Here is a 21,471-nt window from a genome sequence, read left to right as displayed (position 1 = left end):
TCACCTTCAAGAACGGCCTCGAATACTTCCATGCCGTCGCAGCAGGATGGAGCCTCAGAGATATGTGCATGCCCTAGGGCGAACGCCGGGACCCATACCGCGTGATCTATCGAAGAGTGGCGGTCTTCGTACCGACGTAAGCGCAACTACGAGTCTTCGCCCAACTTCTCCCTGGGGTTATGGGTCCCGGCGTTCGCCGGGACGACGAGGGAGAATGTCGTGGCTACGCGCTCCTTGCCAGCGCGCCGTCGATCATGTTGACCGCATTCTGCACGCCGTACACTGCGACGAAGGAGCCGAAGCGCGGACCTTTCTCCTGGCCGAGCAGGACCTGGTAGAGCATGTTAAACCAGTCGAGCGTGACGCCGGGGCGGCCGTCCTTGCCCTTCTTGACCTGGTCGAGGAACGGCTCGCGGCGGCCGATCTCGTAGACGACGTTCTGGATGTCTTCCGCGGATGCCTCCTGCGGAAGCTGCGAGAGCGCATCGCGCAGGTCCTGCAAGGCCGCGCGCTCCGTGTCCGTGGGCACGCGGAACTGCTTCGTCGGCGCGACGAAGTCGCGATAGTAGTTGATGGCGTAGCCGACCATCGCGTCTAACTTCGGATGCGTCTGCGGGCTCACGCCGGGACGGTAACGGCCGATGAAGCCCCACAGCGTCTCGGCGTTCTCCGCGTTCGACGATGACACCAGCGTCAGCAGCAGCTGGAAGGTGACGGGCATGTCGCCCTGCGGCGGCTTGCCGTTGTGTATGTGCCAAACGGGATTGCCGAGCTGCTGCTTGCCGTCCTGCCTGGCAAAGCCGTCGATGAACTGCTGGTAGTCGTCGACGTTGCGCGGGATGACGTCGAAATACAGCCGCTTGGCCGCCTTCGGCTCGCGGTACATGAACAGCGACAGCGATTCCGGCGAAGCGTAGCGCAGCCATTCGTCGATGGTGAGGCCGTTGCCCTTCGACTTCGAGATCTTCTGGCCCTGCTCGTCGAGGAAGAGCTCGTAGTTGAAACCTTCGGGCGGCGTGGCGCCGAGCGCCTTGGCGATGGCACCCGACAGCTTCACCGAGTCGATCAAATCCTTGCCGGCCATCTCGTAGTCGACGCCGAGCGCGACCCAGCGCATCGCCCAGTCGGCCTTCCACTGACACTTGACGTTGCCGCCAGTGACGGGCGTCTCGACTTCCTGGTTGGTATCAGGATCGACATAGGTCACCGTGCCGGCCGCGACGTCGCGGCGGATCATCGGCACCTGAAGCACGACACCGGTGGTCTTGCTGATGGGGAGGAACGGCGAGTAGGTCGCGCGGCGGTCCGGCCCCAGCGTCGGCAGGATGATCGCCATGACCTTGTCGTAGGCGGCGAGCATCTTCAGCAGCGTCGCATCGAAACGGCCCGACGTGTAGTAGTCGGTCGAGCTCGCGAACTCGTAGTCGAAGCCGAAATGATCGAGGAAGGCGCGCAGCCGCGCATTGTTGTGGTGGCCGAACGACGGGTACTCGCTGGAGAACGGATCCGGCACCCGCGTCAGCGGCTTGCCGAGATGCGCGGCCAGCATCTCCTTGTTGGGGACGTTGTCGGGCACTTTCCGAAAGCCGTCCATGTCGTCGGAGAACGCGAGCAGGCGCGTCTTGATCTTGTCCTCGGTGAGCACGCGGAAGGCATGGCGCACCATCGAGGTGCGCGCGACCTCGCCGAACGTGCCGATATGCGGTAGGCCCGACGGCCCGTAGCCGGTCTCGAACAGCACCTCGTCCTTCGGGCTTTTCTTCAGCCGCGCGACAATGGCCTTCGCCTGCTCGAACGGCCAGGCGTTGGATTGTTCGGCGAGCGCACGCAGATCGCTCGGGCTCATGCTGGGATCGATAACGGACATCAAGGGGCCTCCGGGCCGCGGAAAATAGCGATTTCCGGGCAGAATGCAAAAGTTGCGGGGCAACTAACGCGGGAATCGTAGGGTGGGCAAAGCGAAGCGTGCCCACCACCTTCAAAGACGTGGGCACGGCGCTGACGCGCCTTTGCCCACCCTACGGCAGTTCGCTCGCCGCTAGCGCGACGAGATGAAGCGATCAAAACGGGCTCACCGAGAAATAGCGCAGCCACAGATCGGTGTAGCGGCCTTTTTCCCAGACGCGGAACAGGGCCCAGTTCAGGGCCTGGCGCAGCACGTCGTTGCCCTTGCGGACGGCGATGCCGATGCCTTCGCCGAAGAAGCGGCTCTCGACGAAGGGACCGCCGGAGAAGGCGCAGCAATCGCCGGAATCCGTGCCGTTGATCCAGAACGCCAGCGAGATGGCATCGCCGAAGATGAAGTCGACCTCACCCTTGCGAAGCGCGGCACGCATCGCATCGTCGTTGGGATAGGGGTGCTGCTCGGCGTCGGTGAACATCGCCTTCAGATACGCCTCATGCGCGGAGCCCGCGATGACGCCGACCTTCTTGCCTTCGAGATATTCGGGGCGGATCTCCGGCATCACCGCGTCCTTGCGCGAGACGAAGCGCGCGGGCACGCGGTAGTAGGGATCGGTGAAGTCGACGCGGGCGCGCAGCTGCGGGCTCACCGCCATCGAGGCGATGATGGCATCGCCGCGGTTGGAGGTGAGCGCGTCGACCAGCGTCTCGAAGCGCCGCATCTGCACCGTGCAGGTGACCTTGATCTCCTCGCACAGCACACGGGCGAGGTCGACGTTGAAGCCAGCCGGATTGCCGTCGGCGCCGGTGTAGTTGAAGGGCGGATAGTCGGTCTCGGTCAGGAAGCGGATCACGGTCAGGCGTGACAGGTCCGGCCGCTCCGGGCGCCGGCGCGGGTCCCAGAATCCGGGCACGGCCTGGGGGGCCGCCTGGGGCGCGGTCTGCGGCGTCGCTTGAGGGGCCGACGGGGGCTGCTTGGCCGGGGCCTGGGCGTTCGCGCTCGCCAGGCCGGCGAGCAGGCAGACGCTGACAGCCAGCCCTGCCAGCAAGCCACGGACAGATTTGAACGATTTCGCCTGTTGCGAGGAAGCCATCGGCCGAAAGCAATGAATTTCGTTGGGATCAGAGGGCCTTATAGACCATCCCGCCGGGAACGCGAGCGCGGAATGTGGCCACGGTGAAGGTGCGCTCCCTCTCCCGCCTGCGGGAGAGGGTCGGGGAGAGGGTGTCTCCTCTGGGCGAGAGCCCCCAAGAGGAGAGAGCCCTCACCCGGCGCTCGGGACGATGCTTCGCATCGCCCGGGACGCGCCGACCTCTCCCGCAAGCGGGAGAGGTGCAGCGGCGTGCGCCGCTCGATCGGAGTCTCAAAGATACCGCTTCAGATCGGCCGCCGCCTCTTCCGGCGTCCGCTTCAGGTTGAACGGCGAGACGAACCTGCCCTCGCGGTCCATCAGGTAGATCAGTGCGGTGTGGTCCATGGTGTAGTCGCCGTCCTTGGTCGGGACCTTCTTGGCATAGACCCGGTAGGAGGTGATGACCTTGGCGGTCTCGGCGGGATCGCCGGACAGGCCCTCCAGATGCGGATCGAAGCTCGCCAGATAGTCCTTCATCGTCGCCGGCGTGTCGCGCTCGGGGTCGACCGAGATGAAGACGGCATTGACCTTGTCGGCGTCCTTGCCCATGGCACGCAGCACTTCCGACATCTCGAACAGCGAGGTCGGGCAGACGTCGGGGCAATGGGTGTAGCCGAAGAAGATCAGGGTCGGCTTGCCCTTCAGGCTCTTGTCGGTGACGGCCTTGCCGTTCTGGTCGGTGAGCTGGAACGGGCCGCCGATCGCGGCGGGCTGCGCCACCTTGCTGACCCCGCCCATGGCCCAGAACATGATCAGGAGCCCGAGGACGAGGCTTGCTGCAAAGGCGGTCGCGATCACCAGCGGTCGGGCGGCGGAACTCATAGAAAACTTCCTGTCGGAGGTCAGAAGCAGGCGGCGAAGCCGGTCCTGATCATTTCGAAGAACACCTGGCTGCCGTAGTGGAACCACAGCGCCAGCGCGCCGATCACGACCAGCCCGCCGACACCGGCGCCCGCCAACAGCAGCACGGACGGCGTCCGGCCGGCAGTGGACGAATTGTCCTGTAACGGATGTCCCGGGTGCAGTGGTTGAGCCATGACAACGTTGGGGGCGAAGGCCCCGGTTCCCAGGCTTTCAGATAGGCTTTAGCCCGCCTGCGGGCAAGGCGCCGCCAGCAAGCAAAGGCGCCGCTGGCGGGCTCGACGATCCCGTCACGCCTGTGGTGTCAGTGAAGCAGCTGGCCCCGGGCAGTCTCGACCTGCTCCGGTTGCGGGAGGGACCGGCGTGCCGGCTTGATTGCCGAAGCCTGGGCGTCCATGTAGCAGGGCTTGTACATGGCCTGGAGCTGCTTGCCCCTCAGGAACAGCATGTGCGGGGTCAGGCCGCCGCGCTGGCTGATCCAGCGCTTCACCTGCGACGGATACATCGCGTAGAGCATCTGGGTTGCTTCGGGATTGGTGACGGCGCGGCCATTGGAGCCGAAATCCCAGGCGGCGTGGAAGCCGAGCGTCGCGCTCGAGGTCACGCAGATGCGGTCGTGCGGGATGGCGCCGAGGACGATGGTGCAGGCCGAGGCGCAGAGGCCGTCGATGATGACGGTTTCGCCCGATTGCCTGAGGTCCTGGTATTTGTCGACGTAGGTTCCAATCCGGCCGCCGCGGTCATCCGCGATCCGAACCACCGCGTGAGAAGCCCCCATGCCCGCGATCAAGAGTACCGCCGCAAGCAACCCCGTCAGAAACTTCATTGTCCCCCGCCCCGGTCGAATTCGAATCTGCGTGTCAGGTGGTGATGCAGTGCTAGCGTCCGTCGTAACCAAGGTTTTGTCTAGGCAGGCCGGCTGGATCAAAACAAATTCAAATCCAGTGTTGCGTCCGCGCTGCACCCGGCCGGTCTCTATCCCAAACTGGAACAAGTTAATGAGGTCTTACGCGCCACGCCCTTGATCTCAGTTACGACCGCTGGCTTCAATCCGGACAATTACAGGGGGAACTCATGGAGGGGGAAGCGCATGGCTGAGGAAACGGACGTCATCGTCGTCGGCGCGGGACTATCGGGCCTCGTAGCCGCGACCGAGATTGCGGACGCGGGCAAGCGGGTGATCGTCGTCGACCAGGAAGGCGAGCAGTCGATCGGCGGCCAGGCATTCTGGTCGTTCGGTGGGTTGTTCCTGGTCGATTCGCCGGAGCAGCGCCGGCTCGGCATCAAGGATTCCTTCGACCTCGCGATGCAGGACTGGCTCGGCACCGCCGGCTTCGACCGCGACGAGGACTTTTGGCCGCGCAAATGGGCTGAAGCCTATGTGGCCTTCGCCGCCGGCGAGAAGCGCGACTGGCTGCGCGCGATGGGCCATCGCATCTTCCCCGTGGTCGGCTGGGCCGAACGCGGCGGCTATGACGCGATGGGCCACGGCAATTCGGTGCCGCGTTTCCACGTCACTTGGGGCACCGGCCCCGGCATCGTCGAGCCGTTCGAGCGCCGCGCACGCGAGGCGATGAAGAGCGGCCGCCTCACCTTCAAGTTCCGCCATCGCGTCGATGCGCTCTCCATCACCAACGGCACCGTGGATGGGGTCAGCGGCGCCGTGCTCGCACCTGACACTATCGAGCGCGGCAAGAGTTCCTCGCGCAATGTCGTCGGCGAATTCGCGCTGAAGGCGCAGGCCGTGATCGTGGCGTCCGGCGGCATCGGCGGCAACCACGAACTGGTGCGGGCGAACTGGCCGAAGCGGTTAGGTGAGCCGCCGAAGTTCATGATCTCCGGCGTGCCCGAGCACGTCGACGGCCGCATGATCGGCATCACCGAAAAGACCGGCGCGCGCCTGATCAACCGCGACCGCATGTGGCACTATGTCGAGGGCATCCAGAACTGGAATCCAATTTGGCCGCGCCACGGCATCCGCATCCTGCCCGGGCCTTCGTCGATGTGGTTCGACGCAACAGGCACACGATTGCCGGCGCCGCTGTTCCCCGGCTCCGACACGCTCGGCCAGCTCAAATACATCATGTCGACCGGCTATGATTATTCCTGGTTCATCCTGACCCAGAGCATCATCAAGAAGGAATTCGCGCTGTCGGGCTCGGAGCAGAACCCCGACCTCACCGGCAAGAGCTGGCGCATGACCTTGCGCCGCGCCACCAACAAGGGCGCGCCTGCGCCGGTCGAGGCCTTCAAAAGCCATGGTGTCGACTTCATCGTGCGCGACAAGATCGAGGACCTTGTTGCGGGGATGAACAAGCTTGCCGGCAACGACCTGCTCAAGCTCGAGCACATCAAAATGCAGATCGAGGCGCGCGACCGCGAGATCGCCAATCCCTACGTCAAGGATGCGCAGGTCATGAACATCCACAATGCGCGCCGCTATATCGGCGACAGGCTGATCCGCACCGCCGCCCCGCACCGCATCCTCGATCCCGCACAGGGGCCGCTGATCGCGGTCAAGCTCAACATCCTCACCCGCAAGACGCTGGGCGGCTTCGAGACCGATCTCGACTCGCGCGTGTTCGGCGCAGAGGGCAGCGTCATTCCCGGCCTCTACGCGGTCGGCGAAGCCGCGGGCTTCGGCGGCGGCGGCGTGCACGGCTATCGCTCGCTGGAAGGCACCTTCCTCGGCGGCTGCCTGTTTTCGGGCCGCAATGCCGGCCGCGCGGCGGCGAAAGCGGTGGGATAGACCATGCGGCGGTGGATGCAGATCGGGATGTTTCTTGCGGCATTGAGTGCCGCCTCGGTCGCATCCGCCGACATCATCGACGTCAACGGTGTGAAGCGCTCCTACAGCGTGCAGCTTCCGGCGAAGAGACTCGTGCCGCTGGTGGTCGTGCTGCACGGCAAGACCCAGCGCGGCGCCGACATGATCGCGCGGACGGCGTGGCCGCAGGTCGCGAAACGCGAGGGTTTCGCCGTCGCATTTCCCGACGGCCTCAACCATGCCTGGGCCGATGCGCGGACCAAGGCGGGGCCCGCACTCCGCGGCCCGCCCGATGGCACCGACGACATCGCCTTCATCGCAAAGCTCGTCGAGAAGCTGGTGGCGAACGGCACCGCCGACCCGAAGCACATCTATGTCGCCGGCATCTCCAATGGCGGCGCCATGGCGATGACGCTTCTCTGCGCACGGGCCGATCTGTTCGCGGCGGGCGCGAGCGTGATCATGAACCTCACTGAAGAGGCCGCCGTCACGTGCCATCCGTCGCGGCCGCTGCCGATACTGCTCATGAACGGCACGGCCGACCCGCTGGTCCCCTACGCCGGCGGCCGCGGATCGAGCTATTTTGCCGCAGACGGGTTCTGGTCGACCGAGGAGACGCTGGCGTTCTGGCGCAAGCTCAATGGCTGCGAGATCGATGATGTCGGCGTGACAGACCAGCCCGACAAGGCGCCCGCAGATCAGTCCACCGTCACGCGGATCTACTCGCGCTGTCCGAAAGGCCATGACGTCGTGCTCTATCGCATCAACGGTGGCGGCCACCGCATGCCGGGCTTTGCTCCGGATGCCCGCTTCCCGCGGGTCGCGACCAGCCTGCTGGGACCGCGGAACGGCGACATCGACGGCGCCGAGACGATCTGGTCGTTCTTCAGCCAGTTTCCGTGACGCATGCATCGGCGGCGATGCATGCGTACCCGGGGTGGCTGACCGCGAGGCGCTGCGCTAGACAGGGCCGCCATTCCACCAGGAGATCCCCAAATGAGCATTCAGCGTTTTGAAACCGGCCCGCGCATGAGCCAGGTCGTCGTGCACGGCAACACCGTCTATCTCGCCGGCGTCGTCGCGAACAAGGCCGCCGGTGAAAGCGTCACGAAGCAGACCCAGGACATCCTGGCGACGATCGATGGCCATCTCGCCAAGGCCGGCACCGACAAGTCGAAGCTGCTCTCGGCCACCATCTACATCACCGACATGAAGACCTTCGGCGAGATGAACGCGGTGTGGGACGCCTGGGTCTCGCCCGGCAACACCCCGGCCCGCGCCACCGTCGAAGCCAAGCTGGCGGCCCCGCAATACACCGTCGAGATCATGGTGACGGCCGCGAAGTAATCTTCGCAAACAACCGACATGCGAATGAAGCGCGATGAGGCCATCATCGCGCTTCATTTTTTTTTGCGTGCCGATGACCTCCGAGGTAATCGATCCGCGCGCGCAATCCTTCGATAGTGACGGTCAGCCGAACACGGCGTCATCGAAGGAGAGCATCATGACCGACCACACCGCCATCGCCCACTGCTACATTGATCTCTGGAACGAACGCACGCCAAGCCGCCGGCGCGAGCTGCTGAGCGAGACATGGACGGCCGATGCGAGCTATGTCGATCCCCTGATGAAGGGCGACGGCCGGGACGGCATCGACGCGCTGATCTCAGGCGTGCAGCAGCGCTTTCCCGATTTCAGGTTCAAGCTGATCGGCGAGCCCAACGGCTACGGCGATCATGTGCGCTTCTCGTGGGGGCTTGGTCCTGACGGCGTTGACAGCCCGATCAAGGGAACGGATTTCGCCGTGCTGAAGGACGGGCGGATCCGAAGCGTGACGGGGTTCCTCGATCAGGTACCTGCGGGGGCGTGAGGGGCACTGCGCGTTACTGCGCCCTCTCCCCTTGTGGGAGAGGGCATCACCGCTCGCAGACACAGGCTCACTGGGGTGAGGGGTATCTCTCCGCACGCGAGTCTTGAGAGGTGAGTTCGCGGAGAGAACCCCTCATCCGGCGCTTCGCGCCACCTTCTCCCACAAGGGGAGAAGGAAGAAAGAAGCGCGCATCGACAGCCGTCAAGCCAACCGATACGCCGCCCTCGCATTCACCCCGAACGCCTTCTCGCGCACATTCGGCCCGAGCTTCGCCAGACACGCCTCCAGCGCACCCTTGATCTCGCCGTAGCTGCCCGCGAGCAGGCACACCGGCCAGTCCGAGCCGAAGATCAAGCGGTCCTCACCAAAACTTTTCGCGGCGTGCGCGACGAACGGAAGCAGTCGCTCTGCATCCCAATCGTCCCACTTCGCCTCCGTCGCGAGGCCTGAAATCTTGCACCAGACGTTGCCGCAGGCAGCTAACGCCGCGATGCGATCCGTCCATTCGTCGCTTCCGCCGTCGGCGATCGGCGGCTTGGCGGCGTGGTCCAGCACGAAGCGCGCCTGCGGGAAGGCCTGTGCGGTTGCGATCGCGGCCGGCAGCTCGCGGGTGCGGACGAGGAAATCGTAGGTGAGATCGCGGGCGAGCATTGCGGTGAGGCCGCGCTGGACGTCTTCGCGCAGCAGCCAATCGGCATCAAGCTCGTCGTGGACCTGGTGGCGGATGCCCACCAGCTTGTCGCCGCCAGGCAAGGCGCGCAGCCGGTCGAGCGTGTCGCCGAGGTCGCCGTCGGTCAGATCGGCCCAGCCGACGACGCCGATCACCGAGGGCGTCGCATGCGCGATCCGCAAGAATTCCTCGGTCTCCTCCAGCGCGGAGCGGCACTGCACGACGATGCTGGCGTCGATGCCGTTCGCCTTCAACAGCGGTGCGAGATCGGCCGGGCCGAAGGCGCGGCGGATCGGTGACAGCTCGGGCGCCTCCATCCAGGGATAGTCGGCGCGCACGGGGTCCCAGAAGTGCTGATGGGCGTCGATGATCATGACTTACGCTCCACCGGGCAGCGGCGCGCGGGCGTCGACGAGGTTTCGCGCGCGCAGCTCCTGCCAGAACGCCGCCGGCACTGTCTTCTCCGACATCGCGATATTGTCGGCAACCTCGCCGGCGTTGCGCGCGCCCATCACGGCGACGGTCACCGCCGGATGGGCCATGCAGAACTGCAGCGCGGCGGCTTTCAGCTCGGTGCCGTGTTTGCGGCAGAGCTCGTCGAGCGCGAGCGCACGTGCGACGAGCGCCGCGTCAGCATCCTGATAGTTGAACTTCGCCCCGCTGTGCGGATTGGCCAGGATGCCGCTGTTGTAGATGCCGCCGAGCAGGATGCCGATGTTCCTGGCGGCGCAGAGCGGAAACAGCGCATCCAGCGCGCCTTGGTCGAGCAGCGTGTAGCGGCCGGCGAGCAGGAAGCAGTCGACCGGCACGGCTTCCGCAAAGCGCACAGGCATTTCCGACTGGTTCATGCCGGCGCCGATCGCCTTGACCGTGCCGTCTGCGCGCAGGCGCTGGAGCGCGCGGAAGGCACCGGTGACGGCCTCGTCATAATAATCATCGGGATCGTGCACCAGCAGGACGTCGACGCGATCGAGCCCGAGGCGGGCAAGACTCTCCTCGACCGAGCGCATCACGCCGTCGTAGCTGAAATCGAACACCGGCCGTTCGCGCGGCGTGCCCTTGTAGTGTTCGTCCTCGGCGGCGCCGTCATCGGGGGCGCGCAGCAGGCGGCCGACCTTGGTCGAGATGGCGTAGGACTCGCGCTTCTGCTGCCGCAGGAACGCGCCGAGCCGCCGCTCCGCGAGGCCAAAGCCGTAGAGCGGCGCGGTGTCGAAGAAGCGGACGCCGAGCGTCCAGGCTCTTGCGAGGGTCGCCTCCGCATCGGCATCGCTGACAGGCGCAAACAATCCGCCGAGCGGGGCGGAACCGAGGCCGATTGAGGTGACGTCGAGAGAGCCGAGCCGCGAGCGTTTCATTCCCATTACCTTACGTCTTCATTCCAACGGTCCAAAGATCATCTCCCCCGCTTGCGGAAACCGCAAGCGGGGGAGGCACGCAGGAGCACGGGGCTGGCGGCGCTCCTACTTCAGCATCTGCGCGACGTTGTCCTTGGTGACGAGGTCGAGGCCTGTGTAGACGATCTCCGGCACCTTCTCGCCCTTCTTGATGGCGAGCAGCGTGTCCATCGCCTTCTCGCCCATCTCGAAGGGACGCTGGCCGACCAGCGCATTGGCATAGCCGTCACGCAACAGCTCGAGCTGCATCTTCAGCGTATCGGCGACAACAAGCGTGAACTTGCCGGAATCGATGTCCTTCTTGTTCCTGCTGGCGAAGGCCTTGAAGCCTTCGGGGGCGAACATCGGCCAGCCGCCGATGGGAACGATCGCGGCGAGATCGGGCGTTGCGGTGCGCATGTCCGTCATCTGCTGGACCGCGAGCGCGGGATCGTCGTTGCAGAAGGTCGGCGAGCCCGCGACCTCGGTCCATTTCGAACCCTTCAGCGCCTCGCGAACGCCATCGACGCGCTCGGCGAGGTTCTTGGCGCCGGGGCCGCCCGAGACCATCGCATACTTTCCGCCGTCGGGCCGCATCTTCAGCAGCTGCTTGCCGAGGGCTAAGCCGAACTCCTTGTTGTTGGTGCCGATATAGGCGATGCGCTTGGAGCCGGGCGCATCCGCATCGAAGGTGATGACGGGAATGCCGGCGGCGGTCGCCGCCTCGATCGACTTGGTCATGGCCGCGACGTCGGCGACCGAGATGGCGAGGCCGTCGACCTTCTGGGTGACGAAGTCCTGGATGATCTGCGCCTGCGTCGCCGGCTCGTGCTCGACAGGTCCCTTGTAGATGCACTCGATATTGCCGAGCTCCTTGGCGCGTTTCAGGCAACCGTCGCGCGCGAAGTCGAAGAACGGATTGTTCATCGCCTTGGGCACGATGACGAAGCGGTAGTTCGCAGCGAACGCCGGCGTTGCCATCATTGCGACAGCGATGCCGGCCAGAAGAAGTTTCCTCATTGTCTCCTCCACCCTTGTTTGGTGCCTATCCTCTCGAAAGCGCCCGGGAAGCGGACAGGCGGCATTGTCGTTGCCTTCCCGGGATGACGTCACGTCAGGTCATCCGCGAGCGGATGCGATCGACCAGCACGGCCAGGATGATGATCACGCCCACCAGCGTTTGCTGCCAGTAGGAGGAGACCTGCGCCAGCACGAGACCGTTGCGGATCACCTCGAGCAGCACGCAGCCGACGATGGCCCCGAGCGGGCCGCCGATGCCGCCGGCGAGATTGGCACCGCCGATCACGGCCGCCGCGATCACGTTGAGCTCGTAGGAGGTCGCCATGTTGGCCGGCGCCGATCCGAGCCAGCCGGAGATGATGATGCCCTGGAGGCCCGCGGCGAGCGCGCAGATCACATAGACCTCGATCTTCACGCGCACCACCGGGATGCCGGTCAGCTCCGCCGCCTTCTCGTTGCCGCCGAGCGCAAAGACATGGCGGCCGAACGAGGTGTGGTGCAGCACCACGGCCATCGTCAGTGCGAGGACCACGAGATAGATGAAAGGCACGGGCACGCCGAGCACGTCGCCTGAGGTGAGCGCATAGAAATAATCGGCATCCGGCCCGCCCGGGAAGCTGCCGCGACCATTGGAGACGACATAGCCGAGTCCGCGCACGATCGAGAGCATGCCGAGCGTGGTGACGAAGGGCGACAGGCCGAGCACGGCGATGCAGAAGCCGTTGACGAGCCCCGCGATCAGCGCGACGCCGAGGCCGGCAAGGATCGAGACCAGCAGGATCAGGCCGGGCACATTGGCCAGCACGGTCTTGCCGTCGGCCGCCATGTGCACCAACGGCGAGCCGGGCGCCGACAGCTCGGTCATCACCATCGAGGTGATCATGGCGGAGAAGCACATCATCGAGCCGACCGAGAGATCGATGCCGCCGGTGATGATGACGAAGGTGACGCCGAGTGTCGCGATGGCGATGAAGGAAAAGTTCTTCGCCACATTCTGCATGTTGCCTTCGGTGAAGAAGTACGGGCTGGCGAAATGCATGATCACCAGCAGCACCGCCAGCGCCAGCAGGACATAGCCGGTCTGGGAGGCGAAGATGCCGCGCTGCCACCATCTGATCTTGCCGACGTTGGAGAAGGTGATCGGGGATTCCATGGGCATGGCCATCACGCCGCCTCCTTCGCGCCGGTGATGAGGGCGGTGACTTCCTCCGGCGAGGTCTCGTGGATCGGCTTGTCGGCGCGCTTCTCGCCGCGGCGCATGACGATGACGCGGTCGCACACCGCGAACACGTCGGGCATGCGGTGCGAGATCAGCATCACGGCGACGCCCTGCTCCTTCAGCCGGTGGATCAGGCCAAGCACCTGCTCGACCTGGCGGACCGAGATCGCAGCGGTCGGCTCGTCCATCATCACCAGCCGCGCATTGGAGAGCCGGGTCCGCGCGATCGCAACCGCCTGACGCTGACCGCCCGACATCTGCTTGACGAGATCATCGGGGCGCGTCTCCGAGCGCAGCTCGCCGAACAATTCCAGCGCCCGTGCCGCCATCGCCTTGTGATCGAGCAAGGCGAGCGGTCCGAATTTGCGCTTCAGCTCGCGGCCGAGAAAGACGTTGGCCGCTGCCGTCAGATTGTCCGATAGCGCGAGGTCCTGATAGACCACCTCGATGCCGACAGCGCGCGCATCGACGGGACGGTTGAAATGCACCGCGCTGCCGGCAAAGCGCATCTCGCCGTGCGTGGGGCGGAAGTTGCCGGCGATGATCTTGACCAGCGTCGACTTGCCCGCGCCGTTGTCGCCCATCAGGCCGACCACCTCGCCCGGGAAGACCTGCATGTCGACATCATGCAGCGCGCGGATCGCGCCGAACTCCTTGCCGATGCCGGTGAGCTCGAGGACCGGTGTCGCGTCAGCCTTTGTCATCAGCGGCGTTCCTCAGACGTAGCGGTTGACCAGGGATTCCAGATATTCCTGTCGGCCCGAGCGCGGCTGCGGGTCGAAGCCCGGAGCGAGCGCACGGTCGGCGAGATCGGCGAGCGAGCGCTGGCCGCCGAGAATGGCGCGGCCCTCGGGCCCGGCCCATCCATCGTAACGCGTGGCGATCGGCGTCGTGAGCACGCCGGCATCGAGCATATCGGCGGCGGCGAGGAAGGCGCGCGCGCAGGCATCCATCGAGCCGACATGGGCGTGGATGAGATCATCGGGATCGATCGACTGGCGGCGGATCTTGGCGTCGAAATTGAGCCCGCCCGAGGTGAAGCCGCCGCGGGTCAGGATCTCGTGGAACACCAGCGCCAATTCGGGGACGTTCATCGCGAACTGATCGGTGTCCCAGCCGAGCAGATCGTCGCCGCGGTTGACGTCGAGCGAGCCGAACACGCCGAGCGCCTCGGCGAGCGCGACCTCGTGATGGAAGGAGTGGCCGGCGAGGATGGCGTGGTTCTGCTCGATGTTGAGCCTGACGTCCTTGAGCAGGTCATAGCGTTCGAGGAAGCCGTAGCAAGTGGCGACGTCGAAGTCGTATTGGTGCTTGGTCGGCTCCTTGGGCTTGGGCTCGATCAGGATCGGGCCCTTGAAACCGATCTTGTGCTTGTGCTCGACGACGAGGGAGACGAAGCGGCCGAGCTGGTCGAGCTCGCGCTTGAGATCGGTGTTGAGCAGCGTCTCATAGCCTTCGCGGCCGCCCCACAGCACATAGTTCTGGCCGCCGAGCCTGTGCGTCACCTCCAACGCGCCGCGGACCTGGCCGGCGGCATAGGTGAAGATCTCGGGGTCCGGGTTGGTCGCAGCGCCCGCCATGTAGCGGCGATGCGTGAACAGGTTTGCGGTGCCCCACAGCAGGCGGACTTTTGCCGATTCCATCTTCGCTTCGAAGACATCGGCGATGGCGTTTAGATTTGCGACGGACTCGCTGAGCGAATTCCCTTCCGGCGCCGCATCGACGTCGTGGAAGGTGAAGAAGGGCACGTCCAGCAGGCGGAACAGCTCGAAGGCGACATCGGCCTTGGCGCGCGCCATCGCCATCGCATCAGTACCGTGGTGCCAGGGCCGCAAGAACGTCTCGCCGCCGAAGGGATCGCCACCCGGCCAGCACAGCGAATGCCAGTAGCAGACCGCAAAGCGCAAATGATCCTCAAGCCGGCGGCCGTGCACGATGCGGTCCTTGTCGTACCAGCGGAAGGCATGCGTGTTCGCCGCATCCTTGCCGGCAAAAGCGACGGGCGTTGTTGCATCGAAGAATTTTGCTGGCGCGTTCACTTAAAGAGACTCCTTCAATGCGGGATAGAGCGCACGCCAATGACGATAGGCCTCGTCATAGGCGGCGGTCATGGATGCGCGGGGTGCAAAGCTCGCAAGCCGCCGCGGACGGGTGCAAACCTCAGCCGGATCTTCGCCGGTGGCGGCGAGCCGGCCGAGCCGTGCGGCGCCGAGCGCGGCCCCCACCTCGCCTTCCTCGACGCGATGGACGGGAATGCCGAGCACGTCGGCGCAGATCTGCGCCCACAGCGGCGAACGCGAGCCGCCGCCGACGAGATCGAGTTCCGCGATCGGCGCGCTTGCCGCGCTGAGTGCCGCCAGATTGTCACGCGCGGCGAAGGCGACGCCTTCGAGCACGGCCTGGACCATCTCGGAACGCCCGGTCGCGCCGCGCAGCCCGACGAAGGCGCCGCTCGCGGCCGCGTCATTGTGCGGCGTGCGCTCGCCATCGAGATAGGGCAGGAATTGTATGGGACTCGGTGCATCGACGCGCTCGCCGAGCGGCGCGAGCAGCGCTGCGGCCGGCGTTTCCATCACGCCGGCGAGCCAGGCGAGCGAAGCCGCGGCCGACAGCATCACGCCCATCTGGTGCCAGAGTCCGGGCAGCGCGTGGCAGAAAGCATGCACGGCCGATGCCGGTGCCGGCGCGAACCGATCGGTGACACGGAACACCACGCCGGAGGTGCCGAGCGACAGGAACGCATCGCCCGGTGCGATGGCGCCGAGCCCGATCGCACTCGCCGCATTGTCGCCGGCGCCGCCGGCCACCGCGACGTCTTTCGCCATGCCCCAGCGCTGCGCGTATTCCGGCGCGAGCACTGCGCTGACCACGCTGCCCTCGACGAGGCGCGGCATGTGGTGGAGATCGAGCCCGGTGGCATGCAGCAACTCTGCCGACCAGCGCCGCTCGCCGACATCGAGCCACAGCGTGCCTGATGCGTCCGACATGTCCTCGACCATCTCGCCGGCCAGCCGGTAGCGGACATAGGCCTTCGGCAGCAGCACCTTGGCGACGCGCTTGAATATCTCCGGCTCATGCCGCGCGACCCAGAGCAGCTTTGGCGCGGTGAAGCCGGGCATCGCCAGATTGCCGGCGATGGCGTGCAGCGACGGACAACTCCGTTCCAGGATGGCGCACTCGGCCTGCGAGCGGCCGTCGTTCCAGAGGATGGCGGGACGCAACGGCCGTCCGTCTTCGCCGAGCAGCGTCGCGCCATGCATCTGGCCCGACAGGCCGATGCCGGCGACCCGCGCTACCTCGTGCGGATGATGGCTCGCGAGATCGTCGACTGCGCCGATCGTCCCCTCGACCCAGGCGTCGGGATCCTGCTCGGACCACAGCGGCGCCGGATGCGACAGTGCGAGCTCGCGCGCCGCCGTCGCGACCACCGCGCCGGCTTCGTTCACGAGAACCGCCTTCACACCGGACGTGCCGATGTCGATTCCGAGATACACGCCATCCTCCCCTTGTTCCGTCGCGGTGTGCGAGCTTGGTGTCGCCTTCCCCGCAACGGGTCGTTTCCAAATCCACCTGCCGCTAAGGCAGATTGTCCCGCATCACGATGTCGATCCTGATCTTCTCCTGCTCGCGCAGGATCGGCTCGCCGCGGGCGAGCGCGAGCAGCACGCGCACGGCGGCACGCGCCTCATGGCCCGGGTTCTGCGAGATCGCGGCATCCATCACACCCTGCAGTAGCAGCCGGCGCGTCAGCGCGGTGACGTCGTGCCCGACAAACACGACCTTGTCGCGGCCGGCCTCGCTCAACGCTTTGTTGTTCAACGCTTGGGCGACGCCCTGCGTGCCGGCGCCGACGTTGTAGAGGCCGACAATGTCAGCATGCCTGCCCAACAGCCGCGCCAGCAGCTGCTCCGAACGCTCGTCTTCGTCGCGCCCCTCCAGCACCGGCAGCACGCTGAGGTCGGGGAATTCGCTAGCCATCACCTGGTTGAAGCCGAAGATGCGCTCGGCATGGTCGCGCAGGCCCTGCGATCCCGCGACGACGGCCACCTTGCCGGAGCGCCCGCCGACCAGCCGTCCGACCAGCGCGCCGGCGGTGCGGCCCGCCGCGATGTTGTCGATGCCGACATAATGGTGGCGGCGCGAGGACGGCACGTCAGAGACCAGCGTCACGACCTTGCTGCCGGCGTCGACGAGGTCGTTGATGGCAGCGCGGACGGTGGGATGATCCAGCGCCACCACGGCGACGCCGTCGTAATCGCCGGACAGCGTCTCCAGCGAGGCGGCCAGCACGGCGGCGTCGAACACGTCGGTTGTGACCATCTCGACATTGAGGCGGCGGGCCGAAAGCCAGGCCGTCATCTCGCCGAGATAGGCCTCGATCTGCTGCATGAACGGGTTCGGCCCCGACGGCATCACGAAGGCAAAGCGACGGGCGCGGCCGCGCGCGAGCTCGGCGGCCGCCACGTGCGGCTGGAAGGAGTTGCGCTCGATCGCGTCCCTGACGCGGCGGACCGTATCCGGCCGCACGCCGGGCCGGTTGTGCAGCACCCGATCGACCGTCGCGAGGCTGACGCCCGCCTCGCGGGCGATGTCCTTCAGCGTCAGCGCGGCGGTGGTGAGCGTCTCGGCCATCGCTGAAGGCTAGCAGAGGTGTTTTGAGGTACGCAACTCATTTTGAGGGACGGCAAGCTAATTTCGAGCTTCGGGGTCCGCCGGGGCCGCGCCTAGCCGCCGGTCAGCTCCAGCGTCAGGAACAGGCTGTTGGGATCTTCGGCATAGCCCTCGAACGGGCCGCAGAGAACGAAACCATGCGCCTGGTAGAGCGCATGCGCCGGCTTGAAATAATCCCACGAGCCGGTCTCGAGGCTGAGCCGCTGCAGGCCGCGCACGCGGGCTTCTGCGATGATGTGGCGGAGCATCCGGCCGCCGAAGCCACGCCGCCGCGCGGTCTGCAGCGTGTGCATCGACTTCACCTCGCCATGACCAGACGAGAGCGTCTTCAGCGCGCCGGTAGCGACCAGCGTCTCGCCGTCCCAGCCGGTCCAGAACGCGACGTCGCTGGCGCGAAGGCCCGCGAGATCGAGCGCATGCGCGCTGCCCGGCGCGGTCTGCGCCCGCGCAGCCGCGACGTGATGATCGAGCAGCGCGATGACGCGGGGATCATAGGTGTCGCCGGTTCGGATCTCAATCGTCACGGCCTCACTCCGCTTGCGAGCCGCATCTGCATGAGGACCATATCGAGCCAGCGGCCGAACTTGCAGCCGACATCAGGCATACGGCCAACCTCGGCAAAGCCGAACGAGGCGTGCAGCGCGATCGAGGCGGAATTCGAGGCCTCGATCGCGGCGACCATCGTGTGCTTGTTGAGCGCCGTGGCGCGCTCGATCAGCGTGGCCATCAGGCAGCGGCCGACGCCGAGCCGATGATGCCGCTCGCTGACATAGACGGAATTCTCGACCGTGTGGCGATAGCCGGGAAAGGGGCGGAAATCGCCGAACGAGGCGAAGCCGACGATGTCCCTGCCCTTCATCGCGACCAGCACGGGATAGCCGGCCTGTTGCCGTGCGCCCATCCACGCGCGCCGCGAATCGAGATCAACCGGACCGTCGGTCCACACCGCCGTGGTGTTGATCGCGGCGTAGTTGTAGATGGCCAAAATATCCTCGGCATCCTCCAGCGTGGCGTCCCGCACGATCAGCGACATCACATTTTCCCGTAAGAAGTGCCGCGCCGCGTGATGATGACGTAGCGCGCGTCCTGCTTGGTTTCGTTCTCAAAGGTCACCGCGCGCATCACGTCGAAGTCGAGACAGTCGCCGTCGCGCAGGCGCACCGTCTTGGCGTCGATATGCACGCAGACCGCGCCCTCCAGCATCAGCAGCTGCTGGGTGAAGGCGTTGCGGCCCCAGGGGCTGTAGGAGACGCGCGCGCCGGCCGGCAGGTCGACGACGATGATCTCGATGCCGCTCGCCGCATCCGGCGGCGAGGCATGACGCCGACGGTAGCCGCTGTCGGGATCGCGCCAATGCGGCTGGTCCGCAAGCCGCATCAGGCGCTCCGGCGGCTTCTCCGCGAGCGCGACGACGTCGCTGAGCGTGACATCGAGCGCCGCGCAGAGCTTGTTGAGCAGCGCCGCCGTCGCGCTGCTCTGCGCCCGCTCCACCCGCCCGATCATGGCCCGGCTGACACCGGAGCGGCCTGCGAGTTCGTTCAACGTCATGCCCGCCTGCGTCCTCAGAGTCTTCAAGCGACGACCGATCGCGCGGTCGAGTTTTTGCTGGTCCATGGTTGTCATCCGAAACATTGCCCGACACGAGGACCGCACCCGTCAGGGCGCGAGAAGCTTAAGGCTGGCGAGGCGCGCGTGCCGGGAGCGAGGAGCTAATATATTAGAATCTTTGGGCAGCGCGTGTGTGGCTCACGGCTGGATCAAATAGAAATGCTGTCGGGGAAGCTTGGAGCGGGCGAAGGGAATCGAACCCTCGTATGCAGCTTGGGAAGCTGCCGTTCTACCATTGAACTACGCCCGCGGATGCGTTGCTCGCGCTCATCCTGATTAGCCGAGACGGCGCCTCCCGCCAAGCGGTTTGGCGCGTCCGCCCGGACGGTTGTTAACGTCCTGATAAGATTCCGGGTGCGCCGGATTGTGGCGGTGTTATGATCGGCCTGTCGGGGGAAAAGCGTGCACTGAGTGGGGCGTGTGCATGGTGGGGCGTGGCTACGCGATATTCGACACGGCAATAGGCCGTTGCGGCATCATCTGGAGCGGCACCGGCGTGGTTGCCGTGCAATTGCCGGAGCCGCGGGAGATCGACACCCGCCGCCGGATCTTCCGGGCTCATCCCGAGGCGCGCGAGCAGCAGCCTCCGCTCAATACCGAGCTTGCGATCGAGGGCATCGTGAGCCTGCTGCAGGGCAGCGATCCCGATTTTTCCGACGTCAGCCTGGATGCCGGCGGCGTGCCCGGCTTCAACCGGCGGGTCTATGAATACACCTGCACGATCCCGCGCGGGGAGACGCGCACCTATCACGAGATCGCCAAGGCGCTGGGCGCCTCCGGCGCCGCGCATTCGGTAGCGCAGGCCATCGCCAAAAATCCCTACATGCTGATCGTGCCCTGCCACCGCGTGCTGGAGGCCGGCAATTACACCGGCCGGATCTCGCCTTACGGCGGGGTGATCTCCAAGCGGCGGCTGTTGTCGCTGGAGGGCGCCCATCCGGTCGCCAGCAAGACGCTGTTCGAGGTGCTGCTGCCCGTTGCTCCGCCGAGGCCGTCTACCTAGATAGGTGGCATGGATGCGACCACGCTGCTGACGACACGCTCGATGACCGTCTCCGAGTTTCGCTGCGATGCGGGACCGGACGACACGCCGTTCGCGGAATGCCGCACCGGCCATTCCATCGCCTATGTCCGCTCCGGCAGTTTTGGCTGCCATTGCCGTGCCGGCTTCTTCGAGCTGGTGGCGGGTTCGATGCTGGTCGGCGCCCCCGGCGAGGAATACACCTGCACGCACGAGCATGTCAGCGGCGACGTCTGCCTCGGCTTCTTCTTCAGCGAGGACCTGGTCGATGCCCTCGGCGGACGGCGCGAGATCTGGAAGGTCGGCGCGACGCCGCCGTTGCCAGAGCTGATGGTGCTGGGCGAGCTGGCCCAGACGGCAGCAGATGGCAACAGCGACCTTGGCCTCGACGAGATCGGGCAAATTCTTGCGGGCCGTTTCATCGATGTGGTTTCGGGCAGGGCGCGTAAGCCGGCCACCCCGACCGCGCGCGACCGCCGCCGCGCCGTCGAAGCCGCGCTGTGGATCGACGACAATTCGCATGCCGAGCTCGATCTCGAACAGGCAGCAAAGCAGGCCGGTCTCAGCCCATTCCATTTCCTGCGGCTGTTCTCGGCCGTGCTCGGCGTCACCCCGCATCAATATCTGGTGCGCTCGCGGCTGCGGCACGCGGCGCGCAAGCTCGCCGACGAGGACATCGCCGTCACCGACGTCGCCTATGACGTCGGCTTCGGCGACCTCTCCAATTTCGTCCGCACCTTTCATCGCGCCGCCGGCGTGTCGCCGACGAAGTTCCGGCAGGCCTCGAAGGGGATGCGCAAGATTCTCCAAGAGCGGGTTGCCCTCAACTGACTAGGGTCGTCTTCGGCGCGCGCCAGTTGCGGCGCGTTTTGCAATGGAGACGAATATGTACGACCACATCGGACTGCGCGTTGCCGACCTCGACGCCGCCACGCGCTTCTACACCGCGGTGCTGGCCCCGCTCGGCTACGTCCTCTGCTCCAGCGGCGACGGCTATGCCGGCTTCGGGCCGAAGGGCGAGCCGGGGCTGTGGCTGCACCTGAGCAAGGGCCGGAAAGCCGACGGCGCGCATATCGCGTTCCGCGCCGGGGATCATGACGCGGTCAAGGCGTTCCACAGCGAAGGGCTGAAGAGCGGCGGCCGCGACAATGGCGGCGCCGGGCCGCGCAGGGATTACAGCCCGACCTATTACGCTGCGTTTTTGATTGACCCCGACGGCAACAATGTCGAGGCGGTTTGCGTGTGAGGCGCGACCAAGCGCTCCACATACACAGATGCCGTAGATTCCATGGGGCGGTGAGCGTGGCCTTTCCGATAGGTTTGGGTTTCCACACTCGAACCCACGGAGAGCCAGAT

23 protein-coding genes and 1 tRNA gene are annotated in these 21,471 nt (G+C 65.9%); 7 read left to right on the top strand and 17 right to left on the bottom strand.

Features of this window, described 5'->3' with window-relative positions; all coding sequences use genetic code 11:
• Positions 1-223: 223 nt before the first annotated feature.
• From JQ635_RS38415 to JQ635_RS38395, 5 genes are all read right to left on the bottom strand, one after another.
• Complete coding sequence (locus JQ635_RS38415) at positions 224-1,867, bottom strand: lysine--tRNA ligase (protein WP_211414954.1); 1,644 nt, start codon at positions 1,865-1,867, stop codon at positions 224-226.
• 193 nt (positions 1,868-2,060) lie between these two features.
• On the bottom strand, positions 2,061-2,996 hold the full coding sequence (locus JQ635_RS38410; protein WP_211414953.1) for a transporter substrate-binding domain-containing protein: 936 nt from the start codon (positions 2,994-2,996) through the stop codon (positions 2,061-2,063).
• A 270-nt stretch (positions 2,997-3,266) separates the two neighbouring features.
• Entirely contained in the window at positions 3,267-3,857 is a 591-nt protein-coding gene (locus tag JQ635_RS38405; protein WP_211414952.1) for an SCO family protein, read from the bottom strand.
• Positions 3,858-3,877: 20 nt separating this feature from the next.
• The gene (locus JQ635_RS39305; protein WP_283826932.1) at positions 3,878-4,003 is read right to left on the bottom strand and encodes a hypothetical protein; all 126 of its coding nucleotides are present in this window, start codon (positions 4,001-4,003) and stop codon (positions 3,878-3,880) included.
• Positions 4,004-4,200: 197 nt separating this feature from the next.
• Entirely contained in the window at positions 4,201-4,722 is a 522-nt protein-coding gene (locus JQ635_RS38395) for a hypothetical protein (protein ID WP_211414951.1), read from the bottom strand.
• A gap of 264 nt (positions 4,723-4,986) precedes the next feature.
• Here JQ635_RS38395 and JQ635_RS38390 point away from each other — a divergent pair, with 264 nt between their 5' ends.
• From JQ635_RS38390 to JQ635_RS38375, 4 genes are all read left to right on the top strand, one after another.
• Entirely contained in the window at positions 4,987-6,645 is a 1,659-nt protein-coding gene (locus tag JQ635_RS38390; RefSeq protein WP_211414950.1) for an FAD-binding dehydrogenase, read from the top strand.
• A gap of 3 nt (positions 6,646-6,648) precedes the next feature.
• Complete coding sequence (locus JQ635_RS38385) at positions 6,649-7,566, top strand: alpha/beta hydrolase family esterase (protein ID WP_211414949.1); 918 nt, start codon at positions 6,649-6,651, stop codon at positions 7,564-7,566.
• Positions 7,567-7,659: 93 nt separating this feature from the next.
• On the top strand, positions 7,660-8,010 hold the full coding sequence (locus JQ635_RS38380) for a RidA family protein (RefSeq protein WP_027575148.1): 351 nt from the start codon (positions 7,660-7,662) through the stop codon (positions 8,008-8,010).
• A 157-nt stretch (positions 8,011-8,167) separates the two neighbouring features.
• Positions 8,168-8,533: a nuclear transport factor 2 family protein gene (locus JQ635_RS38375; protein WP_211414948.1), complete on the top strand. Its 366-nt coding sequence runs from the start codon at positions 8,168-8,170 to the stop codon at positions 8,531-8,533.
• A 201-nt stretch (positions 8,534-8,734) separates the two neighbouring features.
• On the opposite strand, the gene JQ635_RS38370 is transcribed toward JQ635_RS38375, so the two are convergent.
• The 12 genes from JQ635_RS38370 to JQ635_RS38315 form a co-directional block, all read right to left on the bottom strand.
• On the bottom strand, positions 8,735-9,577 hold the full coding sequence (locus JQ635_RS38370) for an amidohydrolase family protein (protein ID WP_211414947.1): 843 nt from the start codon (positions 9,575-9,577) through the stop codon (positions 8,735-8,737).
• Positions 9,578-9,580: 3 nt separating this feature from the next.
• The gene (locus JQ635_RS38365) at positions 9,581-10,558 is read right to left on the bottom strand and encodes an aldo/keto reductase (protein WP_211414946.1); all 978 of its coding nucleotides are present in this window, start codon (positions 10,556-10,558) and stop codon (positions 9,581-9,583) included.
• A 105-nt stretch (positions 10,559-10,663) separates the two neighbouring features.
• On the bottom strand, positions 10,664-11,596 hold the full coding sequence (locus JQ635_RS38360) for a sugar-binding protein (protein WP_061879645.1): 933 nt from the start codon (positions 11,594-11,596) through the stop codon (positions 10,664-10,666).
• Between the two features lie 94 nt (positions 11,597-11,690).
• Positions 11,691-12,761, bottom strand: coding sequence for an ABC transporter permease (locus tag JQ635_RS38355; RefSeq protein ID WP_211414945.1), 1,071 nt, complete (start codon positions 12,759-12,761; stop codon positions 11,691-11,693).
• Positions 12,761-13,519 (bottom strand): ATP-binding cassette domain-containing protein, encoded by a 759-nt coding sequence (locus JQ635_RS38350; RefSeq protein WP_211414944.1) that lies wholly within the window; start codon positions 13,517-13,519, stop codon positions 12,761-12,763. Before JQ635_RS38350 ends, JQ635_RS38355 begins: the two co-directional genes overlap by 1 nt.
• A gap of 12 nt (positions 13,520-13,531) precedes the next feature.
• Positions 13,532-14,854, bottom strand: coding sequence for a xylose isomerase (gene xylA, locus JQ635_RS38345; RefSeq protein WP_211414943.1), 1,323 nt, complete (start codon positions 14,852-14,854; stop codon positions 13,532-13,534).
• On the bottom strand, positions 14,855-16,309 hold the full coding sequence (gene xylB, locus JQ635_RS38340; protein ID WP_211414942.1) for a xylulokinase: 1,455 nt from the start codon (positions 16,307-16,309) through the stop codon (positions 14,855-14,857).
• Positions 16,310-16,391: 82 nt separating this feature from the next.
• Entirely contained in the window at positions 16,392-17,447 is a 1,056-nt protein-coding gene (locus JQ635_RS38335) for a LacI family DNA-binding transcriptional regulator (protein ID WP_211414941.1), read from the bottom strand.
• Positions 17,448-17,539: 92 nt separating this feature from the next.
• A complete protein-coding gene (locus JQ635_RS38330; RefSeq protein WP_211414955.1) occupies positions 17,540-18,004 on the bottom strand; it encodes a GNAT family N-acetyltransferase in 465 nt (154 codons plus the stop codon).
• 2 nt (positions 18,005-18,006) lie between these two features.
• Positions 18,007-18,519 carry a GNAT family N-acetyltransferase gene (locus JQ635_RS38325; RefSeq protein WP_211414940.1) on the bottom strand — a complete coding sequence of 171 codons (513 nt, stop codon included), beginning with the start codon at positions 18,517-18,519 and terminating at the stop codon, positions 18,007-18,009.
• Entirely contained in the window at positions 18,519-19,100 is a 582-nt protein-coding gene (locus JQ635_RS38320) for a helix-turn-helix domain-containing protein (protein ID WP_211414939.1), read from the bottom strand. The genes JQ635_RS38325 and JQ635_RS38320 overlap by 1 nt, the downstream gene beginning before the upstream one ends.
• Before the next feature lie 170 nt (positions 19,101-19,270).
• Positions 19,271-19,344, bottom strand: a tRNA-Gly gene (locus JQ635_RS38315).
• 174 nt (positions 19,345-19,518) lie between these two features.
• Between JQ635_RS38315 and JQ635_RS38310 the strand changes: the two genes are divergently transcribed.
• From JQ635_RS38310 to JQ635_RS38300, 3 genes are read left to right on the top strand one after another with little or no spacing between them, the layout of a single operon-like run.
• Positions 19,519-20,097 (top strand): methylated-DNA--[protein]-cysteine S-methyltransferase, encoded by a 579-nt coding sequence (locus JQ635_RS38310; protein WP_211414938.1) that lies wholly within the window; start codon positions 19,519-19,521, stop codon positions 20,095-20,097.
• 9 nt (positions 20,098-20,106) lie between these two features.
• On the top strand, positions 20,107-20,946 hold the full coding sequence (locus JQ635_RS38305) for a helix-turn-helix transcriptional regulator (RefSeq protein ID WP_211414937.1): 840 nt from the start codon (positions 20,107-20,109) through the stop codon (positions 20,944-20,946).
• 55 nt (positions 20,947-21,001) lie between these two features.
• Entirely contained in the window at positions 21,002-21,361 is a 360-nt protein-coding gene (locus tag JQ635_RS38300; protein WP_211414936.1) for a VOC family protein, read from the top strand.
• The last annotated feature ends 110 nt before the right edge of the window (positions 21,362-21,471 follow it).

The organism is Bradyrhizobium iriomotense (assembly GCF_018130765.1).
GTDB classification, from domain to species: domain Bacteria; phylum Pseudomonadota; class Alphaproteobacteria; order Rhizobiales; family Xanthobacteraceae; genus Bradyrhizobium; species Bradyrhizobium iriomotense_A.
Note: the sequence above shows the minus strand (reverse complement) of the source record. Positions and strands in the feature narration are given on the sequence as shown.

Coding starts and splice junctions, on each gene's coding strand:
- JQ635_RS38410 (WP_211414953.1), bottom strand. CDS start 2,996: ATGGCTTCCTCGCAACAGGCGAAATCGTTCAAATCTGTCCGTGGCTTG.
- JQ635_RS38355 (WP_211414945.1), bottom strand. CDS start 12,761: ATGGCCATGCCCATGGAATCCCCGATCACCTTCTCCAACGTCGGCAAG.
- JQ635_RS38395 (WP_211414951.1), bottom strand. CDS start 4,722: ATGAAGTTTCTGACGGGGTTGCTTGCGGCGGTACTCTTGATCGCGGGC.
- JQ635_RS38370 (WP_211414947.1), bottom strand. CDS start 9,577: ATGATCATCGACGCCCATCAGCACTTCTGGGACCCCGTGCGCGCCGAC.
- JQ635_RS38390 (WP_211414950.1), top strand. CDS start 4,987: ATGGCTGAGGAAACGGACGTCATCGTCGTCGGCGCGGGACTATCGGGC.
- JQ635_RS38305 (WP_211414937.1), top strand. CDS start 20,107: ATGGATGCGACCACGCTGCTGACGACACGCTCGATGACCGTCTCCGAG.
- JQ635_RS38335 (WP_211414941.1), bottom strand. CDS start 17,447: ATGGCCGAGACGCTCACCACCGCCGCGCTGACGCTGAAGGACATCGCC.
- JQ635_RS38325 (WP_211414940.1), bottom strand. CDS start 18,519: ATGTCGCTGATCGTGCGGGACGCCACGCTGGAGGATGCCGAGGATATT.
- JQ635_RS38360 (WP_061879645.1), bottom strand. CDS start 11,596: ATGAGGAAACTTCTTCTGGCCGGCATCGCTGTCGCAATGATGGCAACG.
- JQ635_RS38350 (WP_211414944.1), bottom strand. CDS start 13,519: ATGACAAAGGCTGACGCGACACCGGTCCTCGAGCTCACCGGCATCGGC.
- JQ635_RS38310 (WP_211414938.1), top strand. CDS start 19,519: ATGGTGGGGCGTGGCTACGCGATATTCGACACGGCAATAGGCCGTTGC.
- JQ635_RS38415 (WP_211414954.1), bottom strand. CDS start 1,867: ATGTCCGTTATCGATCCCAGCATGAGCCCGAGCGATCTGCGTGCGCTC.
- JQ635_RS38365 (WP_211414946.1), bottom strand. CDS start 10,558: ATGAAACGCTCGCGGCTCGGCTCTCTCGACGTCACCTCAATCGGCCTC.
- JQ635_RS38320 (WP_211414939.1), bottom strand. CDS start 19,100: ATGGACCAGCAAAAACTCGACCGCGCGATCGGTCGTCGCTTGAAGACT.
- JQ635_RS38300 (WP_211414936.1), top strand. CDS start 21,002: ATGTACGACCACATCGGACTGCGCGTTGCCGACCTCGACGCCGCCACG.
- JQ635_RS38385 (WP_211414949.1), top strand. CDS start 6,649: ATGCGGCGGTGGATGCAGATCGGGATGTTTCTTGCGGCATTGAGTGCC.
- JQ635_RS38405 (WP_211414952.1), bottom strand. CDS start 3,857: ATGAGTTCCGCCGCCCGACCGCTGGTGATCGCGACCGCCTTTGCAGCA.
- JQ635_RS38375 (WP_211414948.1), top strand. CDS start 8,168: ATGACCGACCACACCGCCATCGCCCACTGCTACATTGATCTCTGGAAC.
- JQ635_RS38380 (WP_027575148.1), top strand. CDS start 7,660: ATGAGCATTCAGCGTTTTGAAACCGGCCCGCGCATGAGCCAGGTCGTC.